The 12,079-nt window shown below is 55.0% G+C and carries 10 protein-coding genes; 6 read left to right on the top strand and 4 right to left on the bottom strand.

The window, feature by feature from the left end; genetic code table 11:
• Nucleotides 1-93 precede the first annotated feature (93 nt).
• Together RHK62_RS11400 and lnt are read left to right on the top strand one after the other, a co-directional pair.
• Nucleotides 94-1,293, top strand: coding sequence for a DNA double-strand break repair nuclease NurA (locus RHK62_RS11400; protein WP_310453738.1), 1,200 nt, complete (start codon nt 94-96; stop codon nt 1,291-1,293).
• Nucleotides 1,244-2,764: an apolipoprotein N-acyltransferase gene (gene lnt / locus RHK62_RS11405; RefSeq protein ID WP_310453739.1), complete on the top strand. Its 1,521-nt coding sequence runs from the start codon at nt 1,244-1,246 to the stop codon at nt 2,762-2,764. The genes RHK62_RS11400 and lnt overlap by 50 nt, the downstream gene beginning before the upstream one ends.
• Here the strand turns inward: lnt and RHK62_RS11410 are convergent.
• Nucleotides 2,727-3,554, bottom strand: a complete 828-nt coding sequence (locus tag RHK62_RS11410; protein WP_310453740.1) for a DUF3598 family protein — start codon at nt 3,552-3,554, stop codon at nt 2,727-2,729. The genes lnt and RHK62_RS11410 overlap by 38 nt on opposite strands.
• Before the next feature lie 174 nt (nt 3,555-3,728).
• Between RHK62_RS11410 and RHK62_RS11415 the strand changes: the two genes are divergently transcribed.
• From RHK62_RS11415 to RHK62_RS11425, 3 genes are read left to right on the top strand one after another with little or no spacing between them, the layout of a single operon-like run.
• On the top strand, nt 3,729-4,595 hold the full coding sequence (locus RHK62_RS11415) for a response regulator (protein ID WP_302678181.1): 867 nt from the start codon (nt 3,729-3,731) through the stop codon (nt 4,593-4,595).
• A complete protein-coding gene (locus tag RHK62_RS11420) occupies nt 4,592-5,839 on the top strand; it encodes an FAD-binding oxidoreductase (RefSeq protein ID WP_310453741.1) in 1,248 nt (415 codons plus the stop codon). The genes RHK62_RS11415 and RHK62_RS11420 overlap by 4 nt, the downstream gene beginning before the upstream one ends.
• Before the next feature lie 20 nt (nt 5,840-5,859).
• Nucleotides 5,860-7,185, top strand: a complete 1,326-nt coding sequence (locus tag RHK62_RS11425; protein WP_310453742.1) for a heterodisulfide reductase-related iron-sulfur binding cluster — start codon at nt 5,860-5,862, stop codon at nt 7,183-7,185.
• Here the strand turns inward: RHK62_RS11425 and RHK62_RS11430 are convergent.
• From RHK62_RS11430 to RHK62_RS11440, 3 genes are read right to left on the bottom strand one after another with little or no spacing between them, the layout of a single operon-like run.
• The gene (locus RHK62_RS11430; RefSeq protein WP_206200005.1) at nt 7,182-7,616 is read right to left on the bottom strand and encodes a hypothetical protein; all 435 of its coding nucleotides are present in this window, start codon (nt 7,614-7,616) and stop codon (nt 7,182-7,184) included. The genes RHK62_RS11425 and RHK62_RS11430 overlap by 4 nt on opposite strands.
• 27 nt (nt 7,617-7,643) lie before the next feature.
• The gene (locus RHK62_RS11435; protein ID WP_149818994.1) at nt 7,644-8,015 is read right to left on the bottom strand and encodes a hypothetical protein; all 372 of its coding nucleotides are present in this window, start codon (nt 8,013-8,015) and stop codon (nt 7,644-7,646) included.
• Nucleotides 8,016-8,069: 54 nt separating this feature from the next.
• Nucleotides 8,070-9,779: an AarF/ABC1/UbiB kinase family protein gene (locus RHK62_RS11440; protein WP_206200006.1), complete on the bottom strand. Its 1,710-nt coding sequence runs from the start codon at nt 9,777-9,779 to the stop codon at nt 8,070-8,072.
• Nucleotides 9,780-10,136: 357 nt separating this feature from the next.
• Here RHK62_RS11440 and RHK62_RS11445 point away from each other — a divergent pair, with 357 nt between their 5' ends.
• Nucleotides 10,137-12,062: a DICT sensory domain-containing protein gene (locus RHK62_RS11445; protein ID WP_302678183.1), complete on the top strand. Its 1,926-nt coding sequence runs from the start codon at nt 10,137-10,139 to the stop codon at nt 12,060-12,062.
• The last annotated feature ends 17 nt before the right edge of the window (nt 12,063-12,079 follow it).

The following is a 12,079-nucleotide window of genomic DNA, read 5'->3' on the forward strand; positions in this document are numbered from 1 at the left end:
TAACTCAGTACCCATGAGCAATTATTGAGATGTTGTTTAGATTTAGTATTGGAGCAGGTCTTCAGGACAGCTGTATCTCCAGATACGAAAACAGTGTTGGACTTCGTCAAAGTGGCTGCTCAAATGGGAACGGTGGGTCAAGTGATCCGCCAAGGGGCGATCGCCAGCCAACAAAAACAAGCCCGTGCCCTCGAAGTGTTGACAGCGATGGCAGAAAATTTAGAGCACTATCGCCAAGCCATCCAAGCGTGGGGCGAGTCCTTTCCCTTTAATGCTGCTGAACCCATTGAATCCCTGACGGTGAAGCACGCTGTCCCCCCTGCCCCAAGGTCACACACAATTTTTGCCACCGATGGCTCGCAAATTGCCCCCAGTCACCACGAAATTGCCTATTGCTATTTGATTAATGTGGGACGGGTGGCGATCGCCTACGGTCAAGGGCAACGCCCCCATTTAGATAGTGTGCCGCAGTTGGTTTATGACCCCGATGAATTGGGGCGATCGCGGGGTTGGGGACTCACCATAGAGGATTGGTTACGCTACCGCCGCACTCAAGCGGAAATTCTTGCCCTTGTTGAACTCATTCAAACGCAAAACAAGAAAGCCCCCAGCCTAGCACTCGTGGATGGTTCACTGATTTTCTGGGCGTGGGAATCACTGCCGCCAATGGTGCGTGAGGAATTGTTGACGCCCATTTTAGCTGCTTGGGATGAATTGCGCGCGAAGCGAATTCCCTTGGTGGGCTATGTCAGCGCCTCCCGCAGTCATGAAACGGTGAATTTTCTGCGCTTGGGGGTTTGCCCCTACCCTGAACCCAACTGTGCCCTCCACTGTGGTCAGACAAGTCAGACTGGCATCGAGGCGACTCGCGATCGCCCCCCTTGTCAAGTCTTTGATCCCCTGCGGGATGTGCTCTTCTGGCAAGCACACTTGGCACCGCAACAGTATAGTCCCCTCTGGCGGAGCCGCAGTCGCATTCTGGAACATTACGGTGAACATCAGATCTACGTTGCCTATCTCCACGGTGGCTCGGAAGTGGTGCGTTTGGAAGTTCCTCAATGGGTGGCGCGGGATGCAGACCTGTGGCAACAGGCAGTTGCGTTGACGGCAGCACAAATTGAAAAAGGGCGGGGTTACCCCGTGGCATTAGCAGAAGCCCACAATTTAGCCGTTGTGCGCGGCAGCGATCGCCAACGCTTTTTTGCTTTACTGGAACGGGAACTGATTAAAGCAGGACACTGGCATGTGGCTCCTTCCCCCAAAGAGCAACGCAAACGCCAAAGTATTGCCTAGGTGGCTGCTGTGTGTTGGTTTAGGCATCGCGGGCTGGGGAACGCAGTTGGCGCTACCGCCAGTAAGCGGGTGGTTCTTGGCCTTCATAGGAATTGTGCCCCTGTGGTGGCAGTGTCAGGTTTTATCGCCACTGTGGGCAGCGATCGCCGGCCTGTGTTGGGGACTAGGGTTCTACGGCAGTAGCTTAGTCTGGGTGTGGGATTTGCATCCCCTGACGTGGATTGGCATTGCGCCAGTGCCCAGTTGGTTGATCTCGCGGGGGATTTGGCTCTTCCTAAGTGGTTGGGGCGCCGCCCTCAGTGGGAGTTGGGCCTTTTTGATGGCACGCTATGGGATGCGGCGAGCTGCCCCTTGGCAACTTCTGTGGGGTGTCACCCTTTGGTGTGCCCTTGAAGCCCTCTGGAGCTATTCACCCCTGTGGTGGATTAGTTTATCCCTGACCCAAAGTCCAGCGGGACTCGTTCAACTGGGTCGTCTGGCGGGACCCACCACGATTACGGCAGTCGTGATGACACTGAATGGCTTGGTCACCCTCAGTCTGCGGCGGCACACATGGGCAAAGCGATGGCTCGTTGTTACTCTTTTGGGGGCGATCGCCCTCAATGCTGTTTTAGGCGCTAGGGTCATGGCGGATCAAGGGGAACCCCTACGGGTGGGTTTGATCCAAGGCAATATCCCGACACGGGAAAAGCTCACGCCAGAGGGTATCCGCCGCGCTTGGCAGGACTATCCCCGTGGCTATCGCCAACTGGTGGCTCTAGGGGTTGATGCCGTCTTGACTCCGGAAGGGGCACTGCCGATTTTGTGGCAACCACACCAAGTCAATCCCATCACCAGCGCTGTTCGCGAGGCAGGGGTTCCCCTGTGGTTAGGGACATTCATGGAGACGCTAGGGGGGCATCATCAGGTGCTCCTGACCCTCGATGGGCAGGGGGAGATTTACAGTCGCTACAACAAAGTCAACCTTGTTCTTTTGGGGGAATATATTCCCGATTGGCTGGCGGGGGTAGTACAGCGGTTATCCACGTTGCGATCGCGCCTCCTGCCGGGGAACCCTGATCAGGTCTTTACCACCCCTTGGGGCAAGGCCGTTGTCCTGATTTGCTTTGAATCTGCCTTTTCCCACCGCAGCCGCTGGCAACTGGTTCATGGGGGGCAGTTTATCCTCAGTGTTGCCAACAATGATCCCTACCGTCGCCAACTGATGACCCAGCACCATGGCCATGATGTGTTGCGTGCCGTCGAGGGCGATCGCTGGCTCGTGCGCTCCACGAATACGGGTCTTTCTGCGGTGATTGCGCCTACGGGGGAAACTGTTTGGCTCTCCAATGCTGATGAGTTTGTGATTCATGCGGCAACGATTTTGCGGCGGCAGACCCAGACCCTGTACATCCGCTATGGGGATTGGTTGCTACCCCTCTTGCTGGGGATGCTTAGCTTATCCGTTCTTCGACAACGAGCGTCGCACTGACCCATTCGCCGCGATCGCCATAGGTGCGAATGAGGCGCTGCCGCTGTCCTTCTGCCCACAACCAGCCCACCTCAACAAAGAAGGGGTGACGAAAGGACACTTGCAAGGGGGTTAGGCTAGAGGTGCCATCGGGGAGCAGGACAAGCTGCTTGGGTTGATCCGTATCCGTAAAGAGTAGGCGCGACCCAGCAATTGTGGCCGTTGTTTTCACCTCGTGGTCGAGGGTTTGCAGCCGCTGGTAGAGCCGATCGCCCTCGCGCCAAAGGCTCAGCTGGGTCGGGGTTTCCGTGGGCGATCGCCAGTCGGCATAGACGGTGTAGGCGGTACCGCGCCATTCCCCTAGGAGTTGATCCACGGTTAAGGGAGGACGCTCAACGGCGTTGCTGTGGGCACGAAACTCGCGAATCAGAGTCATGGATTGGAGGTGCTGATTTTTGTCAAAGAGTTGGACAAACCGCAGTCGGCGATCGCCCATGACAAAGCCATACTCCGCACCAAACTCGGCAAAGGGCGCCACCTGCAACGATCCCTTAGAAAAAGCCCCCGTCGGAAAAAACACATTTTGGCGGCCAATGGTGCTGTACTCTTGGACGGTCTCACTCGTAGGGGGCTGGTCAAGGCCATTACCAAAGCGTCGCAGTTCAAAGCGCACCCGTTGACCGTCAGCAGTATCGGCAAGGATCAAAATCGAGGGCACTGACGCTCCCACGTCTCCCGTAGGGCTGACCGCCGTAAAGGAGCCATGCCATTCCCCAAGGTTTTTGCGAAAATTTTCCCAATTTGTTGTCATTGATTATCCTTGATTATCCTTACCGCTGTGTGCCACCATCATCATTAGAAAAATAAAGTATTGGAGATCTTGCCAATTGGGAAGTGGCCGGCGATCGCCGGCGCTCAGAAAAAACTTTGATAGGATGGGGAGTGTCAGGGCGCTGACAAACGATCGCCATTGGGAGACCCGTGCATGACCACCGACCTCTTTGATTCAGGGGCTGGTCGCATTTTAATTGTCGATGATACCCCCGAAAATGTTGAAGTTTTAACCACACTGCTGCAACTGGAAGGCTACGATGTGCGCGGTGCCATTAGTGGCCAAATGGCGCTCATGGGGATTGAGGCCGAACCCCCGGATGTCATTCTCTTGGACATCATGATGCCTGATATGAATGGCTACGAGGTCTGTCAAACCCTGAAGGAGAATCCCAAGACCAAGCATATCCCCATTATTTTCATTAGTGCCCTCGATGATGTCTTTGACAAGGTCAAGGCCTTTGAGATTGGCGGCGCCGACTACATCACCAAACCCTTTCAGCAGGCGGAGGTGCTGGCACGGGTAAAAAATCAGTTGACGATCGCTCTCCTACAGCGGAAGCTGCGGCAAAAAAATGCCCTCTTGCAAAAGCAAAACCAGCAGTTGCAGGAAATTGTCGAGGAGCGGCGCGACTTGGTTGCCTCACTGCAAGCAGCGCAAGAACAGTATCGGCAGATGTTTGAGGAAGCCGTGGTCGGGATTTACCAAAGTTCGCCCGAGGGGGTTTACTTCAAAGTCAACAATGCCTTGGCACGCATCTATGGCTATGCCGATGCTGAAGACTGGCTAGCGGATCTTGAACACCACAACCAGCGACCCTATGTGGATGACAGCAGTTGGCAAAAATTCCAACAACAAATTGAAACTCGTGGCTTTGTGCGCAACTTGGTTTCCAAGGTGTATCGTGCTGACCAAACAATCACCACCATTTGCGAATGCGCCCGCCCGGTCAAAAGTGAGGACGGTCAACTTTTATACTACGAAGGGTTTGTTTTTGAACTGCCCACCCGTAATCCATGAAACGCACACTGAGCGCACTGTTGGGGGATGCAGCGGTTCACTCCCTTGCTGAATTGGGCGATCGCGCCCCCCACCTGCGTCCCTACCTTCCTGAGCGAGCCCTGCTGCTGACTCCCCCCACCCCAGAAGCGGGGGCAGAAGTGATTGCCTGTGCCCGGCGCCAAGGCTGGCGAGTGTTGCCCATTGGAGCAGGCACCAAACTCAATTGGCTCGGGAACACCCCCAAGGCAGATATTTTTCTGCGGACAACGGCGTGGCAGAAGCTCATTGATCATGCGGCTGCCGATATGACCGTCACCACCCAAGTGGGTATTCCCTTTCAGCAGCTCCAGCACCACCTAGCACCCGCAGGACAGTGGATTGCCGCAGATCCCCTCTTTCGAGAAACGGCCACCCTTGGCGGCTGCTTGGCCACCCAAAGCAATGGCAGCCTACGGCAGCGGTATGGGTCATGGCGCGATCAATTGTTGGGGGTGAAGTTCATTCGCAGTGATGGCCAAATCGTCAAAGCGGGAGGGCGGGTGGTCAAAAATGTTGCCGGCTACGACCTGATGAAACTCCTGATCGGCAGCTATGGCACACTGGGGATTCTGACAGAGGTGACGCTGCGGGTGTATCCTCTGCCAGATGCGGTACAAATCTGGCAGTTGCGGGGGGAAGTCTCTGCTTTGGCCAAGGGACTTGAGGTGATTTTGACGAGTTCCCTTGCGCCCGCGCGGTGTGTGTTGCGCCTTGAACCACGGGGGACGCTGCTGTTGGAATTGGAATTCCATACCCTGCGGGAAGTGATTGCTGCGGGTACGTTGGGCGATCGCCTGAGTCAGATTGCCCAGACCCATAATCTGCAACTGGAACCCCAAGCCCCTCTAGGCATTACCCTCAACCCCACCCCCGATCAAGTGACTCTCAAAATTGGTGTGCCTCTAAGCGAAATGTTGCCCGCTCTCACCCAGCTTCAGCAGTTGGCAAGGGAATTGGCCTGCGAGTGCCGAGGCGAAATGAGTGCAGGGGTTGGTTACGCCTATCTCCACGGACAGGAGGAGCATCTCCGTCAACTCATTCTCAGGCTGCGCCAAGGGCTACCACGGGGCTATGTCACCGTCTTAGCCGCCCCCCTGAACCTCAAGCAGCAACTCGATCCTTGGGACTATCGCGGCAACGCCCTTGAATTGATGCGGAATCTTAAGCAACAATTGGATGCAACGGGTGTCTTTGGCACTGGCGTTTTTGTCGGCAATCTCTAGACAAGTTTCAATACTTACGAATGACTGCAACTGATCCTGTGGCTGGCTTTGATGCGCAGTCGCCTCCTGATCCACACCTGATTGATGCCTGTGTCCACTGCGGGTTTTGCCTATCCACCTGTCCTAGCTATCGGGTACTGGGGACGGAAATGGACTCTCCCCGTGGTCGTATCTATCTCATGGATGCCATTCATGAGGAACAGGTGCAACTGGCGGATGTCGTACAGCACTTTGACTCCTGTTTGGGTTGCTTGGCCTGCGTCACCACCTGTCCATCGGGGGTTGAGTACGATAAGTTGATTGCTGCCACGCGGGTTCAAGTGCAGCGCCATTATCAGCGGCCCGTGGGCGATCGCTGGTTGCGGCAGTTGATTTTCCAAACGCTGCCCTATCCCCAACGGCTGCGTGCCCTCCTGTGGCCGCTCTGGCTCTACCAAAAACTCGGCTTGGCCAATCTCGAAAAGCGGCTGGGACTCCTGAAACGGCTCTTGCCCAAGTCCCTTGCGGCCATGTATCAAATGCTACCGCCCCTTTCAGCCAAAACATTTCGCGATCGCTGGCCTGAAGTGGTGCCTGCCCAAGGGAAACAGCGTGGCCGCGTGGGGGTGATTCTGGGCTGTGTCCAACGGCTCTTTTTGCCGGAAGTGAATGAAGCCACGATCTCCGTCTTAAGTGCCAATGGCTTTGAGGTGGTGCTGCCGCCGCAACAGGGATGCTGTGGTGCCCTGCCCCATCATCAAGGGGAAGAGGATCAGGCGCAAACCCTTGCTCGCCAGATGATTAATTGTTTTACTGCCGCTCATGTGGATGCGGTTTTAATCAATGCCTCGGGTTGTGGCCACACCCTCAAGGAATATCATCGCCTTTTGGCTGCCGATCCAGAGTACCGCGATCGCGCCCGTGACTTTGTGCAAAAGGTGGAGGATGTGCAGGTCTTTTTGGTCAAACAGGGCTTGGTGACACCGCTCCACCCCTTGGGCGATCGCCCCTTGGCCTTGGTCTATCAAGATGCCTGCCACATGATCCACGGCCAAAAAATTCGCCTTGAACCGCGGCAACTGCTGCGACAAATTCCCCAAGTGCAACTGCACGAACCCCTCGATGCAGCCCTGTGCTGTGGCAGTGCCGGGGTTTACAACATTCTTCAACCCGATGTCGCAGCGGAATTGGGACGCCAAAAGGTACGCAACCTGCTGAATACTCGCCCTGATGTCATTGTCTCAGCCAATGTGGGCTGCACCGTGCAATTGCGGCAGTATCTCCAAGAGCAGAGTAGCTCCGTGCCCATTTACCACCCGATGCAACTGCTAGACTTGGCGATTCGTGGTGAGCAGCTTCCGTCCTAGGCCATATCCGGGGGAGCACTGAGGATTGCGCGCACTTGAGCTAGTAACCATTCTCGCCCCACTTCCCAGCCTCGTTCGCCATCCGCCTCAAGGATCATCAGGCTATCCACTGGCTCTGCCGCCAACAGTTGAAACAAAAGGGGAATAATTGGCATGGGCACTGGGATCACTTGTTCATCACAGGCCTCTTGAGCCATGGCTTCACTACCGTAGGCGTGGATCACATTTTTTTGCTGGTGGGGGGGCTGCTGTTCCTCAAGGGTAATCACCTGCCACTGACCATCGGGAGTTTGCAGGACGTAGTAAACCGTTTGCCCGTAGCGCTGGGCTTCCTCGTAGAGAATGGGGGCGATCGCCTGTACCGCCGCCACAGTCGCAGGGTCATCGGGGGCGTTGGCAATCAGTTCGTCCACTTGGGTCAGTAAATCCACAACGCCTCCTTTAGGAGTTATAAAAAACTATTCCTTGGCCTCAAGGGCATCGAGATCAAGGGCACGGGAGCCACCCGTACTTAAAATGGTCAGCACTTTCCCCAGTTGATACCACACCAAAAGGGCGGTGGCGATCGTCAGCACAAAGGCAATGACCATACTCAGCCCTGCACCAAAGCCATAGGTCCACAATCCCGCCATCAGGAAGAGCCAGATACCAATGGAAATCCCCAAGTAGGGCAACTGAAGTTGGGGGCCGCGCAATTGACTCAGAACACGGGTGGAACGACTGCGGTTCCATTCTTGGACACTCTGCTTGAGGGTGGCTTCAAAGGCTTTACCACTGGTCAACCCCATAAAAATACCCGCCAGTAGCAAGACAATGGGTGGATCAAACACGGGATACCTAATCCTTCTTGGACACTCAGGAACGTTGATAACCGCTGCCAACCCTTAGCTGGCCACCACCAAGGAATTGCTGTCTTCTTCTTTACCGAGCGTGTGGGAGACAGAGGCCTTGAGGGCTTCCCATGCCACATCAATCAAGAAGAGCGGACGCAGATCAGACTTGACCAAATTCCAAAGGCGTTGCACCTCTTCGGTGTGGAGACGGTCATCTTCGGTTAACGCTAGCACAATTTGCCGCCGCAGGTACTGCCCCTCCTCAGAAAAGAGATACTGCAAGCCCAAGGTGGCGGTTGGCGCGAGGTTAAAGTGCTGATCCTGCCGGGCGATCGCAATTAGGTTTTCCAGGCGTTGCCACTGCAGACGACCATCCTTGAAGAGGACATCCAATAACCGTCGCCGCAGTTGGGGCGATTCTCCTTGCAGCAGACGCCGTGCCACATAGGGATAGCTGACATCAACAATGCGGAAGTTAGGGTTGAGACACAGGGCAATGCCCTCTTGGGTGACTAGAGAGCGAATGATCAGGGCAAACTTAGCGGGAACCCGGAAGGGGTAGGCATACATCAACTCGGAGAAGCGATCGGTGATCACTTTGAAGTTGAATTCCCGCACACTGGAGCCAATCACCTCTTCAAAGACCGACTCAAGGGCAGGGATAATCGGCGTAATATCCGTTTCCGGGGTCAAAAAGCCCAGTTTGACAAAGTCCGTCGCCAAGGCTTGATAGTCCTTGTTCACCAAATGAACGACGGCATCCACCAAAGATTCTTTAGTGCTCTCCTCCAGTTGATCCATCATGCCGAAGTCAATGTAGGCCATACGGCCATCGGGCATGGCGAACAGATTCCCCGGATGCGGATCCGCATGGAAAAAGCCAAATTCCAAGAGTTGCCGCAAACCAGAAATCACGCCAACACGGATCAGCTCATCGGGATTGACGCCCGCCGCCACCATACAATCCGTACGGGTGAGTTTAATGCCATGGATCCACTCCAGCGTAAGCACGTGCTCCGTGGTGTATTCCCAATAGATTTTCGGTACCTTGACCGTGGGATCATCGTGGAAGTTGGCAGCAAATTTCTCGGCATTGCGCCCTTCATTGAGGTAGTCAATTTCCTCGTAGAGCTTGCGGCCAAATTCATCGACAATGTCTCGCAAATCATGGCAGAGGTTAATCGGTAGCCAAGGCTTGACCCACTGCACCAAAAGGCGAATCAAGAAGAGATCGCGGGTAATCACGGGCAAAAGGTTGGGACGCTGCACCTTGACGGCCACTTCTTCACCACTGTGGAGTTTGGCTCGATAGACTTGGCCGAGACTGGCGGCGGCCACCGGTTGGGGTGAGAATTCGGCAAAAATATCCCCTAGGTTTAAGCGCAGATCTCGCTCAATAATGGCAATAGCAATCTCATTGGCAAAGGGGGGCAATTTGTCCTGAAGGAGCGTCAGTTCTTCGAGGTAGTCGGGACAAATCAAATCGGGGCGAGTGGAGAGGGCTTGACCGACTTTAATGAAGGTTGGGCCTAAACGGATTAGGAGTTTGCGCAGTTGCATTGCCCGCAGGGGACGCTGACTTTCCTGTTGCCCTAACCACTTGTCCCACTGCAATAACAGCCAAAATGTTAGGAAAGAGACCGCAATGTTCAGGAACCGCCAGATAACTCGCCAAGGATGTCGCCAGTAGTAGCGGGCGATCGCCTCAGGATCATACCGACGATGACCAGCACTAGGGACAGCAGAAATACGGGCAGTCACAGCTTTTTCACCTTATTCTCTGAAACCCAACTTACTACACCCCTCTTGCTTTGCCATGGGTGTTTCCACGGAGCGCTTTTGGGAACACTGTAAGCAACCATTGCAATGATGAGGATTTTGTTGATCCCCGGTGCTAGAGGAGCTGATCTTTTGAGGTTTGCTTAAATATAGTATAGAAAACTACACATAAGCCCTGCCGATCAATAAAATTCTTAACAAAAGTTTAAGATTGAAGGTTCCAGCAATTCAGCCGTTGGTTGACTTAGGTACAGCCGCTCGAACTGAATTTCAATAGGTTCGCTGGTGCGGATTTGCCGATAATGGTACCGTAGGGCATCTTCTTATTCACACCCTTCCATGGCCAGCAGGATCATTGCCACATCTGTTCTTGAGGAGTTGTTGGCGCGGTTGCCTCGCTTGCGATCGCAACTGTACTTCAAGACATCGCTGACGGCGCTTTCCCATGCAATGGAGGATCAGGTTTTGGCCAATGAGGATGCGCCGATTATTATTGCCTGCTTTCAGCGGGAACGCTTTTATCGCCAAGAAGCCCATCGCTACCGCCGTATTGCCACCAAGTCCCACCACGTTTACGTTTTGGCTGCCCCGGAAACCGAGTTTAAGAACTGCTCGGGAGACTATGAAACGGTTGCCTTTGATCCCGCCGATGCCCTCAGTCAAGAATGGCATTTGACCGTCTTGGGCAAAAATTACAGCACTTGCTTGGTCTGCCGCGAAGTCCAGCGATCGCCTGCCCAGCGCTTGGATGTGTTGCCGCCGATGGATGCGGCGCGTCGTTTTGAGGGCATTTGGACCTTTGATCGGCAGGTGGCAGCGACAACCGCTGAAATCCTCCTCAACCGTATTCGGGAGTACCGCCCTGAACTGAAGGAGAAACTCAAGGAAGGTCTGGCATGGGTTGAGACCTATCGCCAAGTGGCGGGGTGCAATAGTGATCCTGCCCCCTTTGCCGATCGCCTAGTGACCTATCTCCAAGCTGGGCAGTACAAGCAAATCAAGGCCTACCGCCAAATTGCCATTCAAGAGCGCAAGGAACGCCTCACCAATGCAATTACCACGGCGATTCGCAACTCCCTTAATCCCACAGAAATTCTCACTCGTGCGGTGGCAGAACTAGGGGAAGCCCTCAAGGGCGATCGCTGTCTCATTTACCGTTGCCGCAGTACCGATACTCGCGTGCGCATTGAGCACGAGTACACCAGCGGTGCCCTACTGCCATTGCAGTACCAGTATTGGCCCGTGAGTGAACACCCCTACACCCAGCAGGCACTGGCGCATCAGCAGGTGATTCAGGTGGATGACGTAGCCGCCGATCCCCACTACGAGGCGACCCGTTTCAAACCCCTCGAGGCCGCCGGCGTCAAAGCCCTCCTACTGGCACCTGTTCTCTATCAAGGGCGGCTGTTGGGCATTGTTGAACTCCACCGAGGCGAACCGCTGCCGTGGCACGATATGGACGCAGAATTAGTGGAGGCGATCGCCACCCAAGTGGGGGTTGCCCTGATTCAGGCGGAGGCCTACGCAGATCTGGAGGAACTCAACGCGCAACTGGAGGCCTTAGATCGCACCCGCAGTAATCTGATTGCAATTACGGGTCATGAACTGCGCACGCCCCTTTCGACTATTCAAGTCTGCCTCGAAAGTCTAGCGAGTGAACCCGATATGGATTCAGAACTGCGGCAGGTGATGTTGAGTACGGCTCTCGCTGATGCTGAACGCATGCGGAAACTGATTCAGGACTTCCTTACCCTCTCGCAGTTGGAAAGTGGCCGGGTGCAGTGGCGACCAGAACCCCTCCCCCTCCAAGAACTGGTGGATCTAGCCCTCAGTAGTCTGCGCACCCCCAAGGATCAACTACCGACCATTCGCACAGTCTTGCCCAAGGAATTGCCCTTGATCCGAGCAGATGGCGAATGGCTAGTGGAGGTGCTCTCGAAGCTACTCGATAATGCCTGCAAGTTTACGGAACAGTCGGGTCAGGTTTCCATTGCTGCCAAGCCTCGTCCCGATGGTCTATTGGAAGTGACGGTTGCCGATACGGGGCGCGGTATTGAGCCGGATCGCTTGGAAACGATTTTTGATCGCTTTTATCAGGAGGAGGGAGCACTGCGGCGCTCTACGGGTGGGACGGGCTTGGGTCTCGCGATCTGTCGCCAGATCATTACCAATTTGGGGGGGCAAATTTGGGCGGAGTCGGCGGGGCGCGATCGCGGTAGTGAGTTTCACTTTACGATTCCCATTGCTGAGCCTTTTTCTGGATAGGGGCTGCCAAGCCTCCT

The organism is Thermosynechococcus sp. HY213, assembly GCF_031460975.1.
Lineage (GTDB): Bacteria > Cyanobacteriota > Cyanobacteriia > Thermosynechococcales > Thermosynechococcaceae > Thermosynechococcus.

Excerpts from the sequence above, each read along its gene's own strand:
- lnt (WP_310453739.1), top strand. The coding sequence starts at position 1,244 with ATGTGGCTCCTTCCCCCAAAGAGCAACGCAAACGCCAAAGTATTGCCT.
- RHK62_RS11410 (WP_310453740.1), bottom strand. The coding sequence starts at position 3,554 with ATGACAACAAATTGGGAAAATTTTCGCAAAAACCTTGGGGAATGGCAT.
- RHK62_RS11415 (WP_302678181.1), top strand. The coding sequence starts at position 3,729 with ATGACCACCGACCTCTTTGATTCAGGGGCTGGTCGCATTTTAATTGTC.
- RHK62_RS11420 (WP_310453741.1), top strand. The coding sequence starts at position 4,592 with ATGAAACGCACACTGAGCGCACTGTTGGGGGATGCAGCGGTTCACTCC.
- RHK62_RS11425 (WP_310453742.1), top strand. The coding sequence starts at position 5,860 with ATGACTGCAACTGATCCTGTGGCTGGCTTTGATGCGCAGTCGCCTCCT.
- RHK62_RS11445 (WP_302678183.1), top strand. The coding sequence starts at position 10,137 with ATGGCCAGCAGGATCATTGCCACATCTGTTCTTGAGGAGTTGTTGGCG.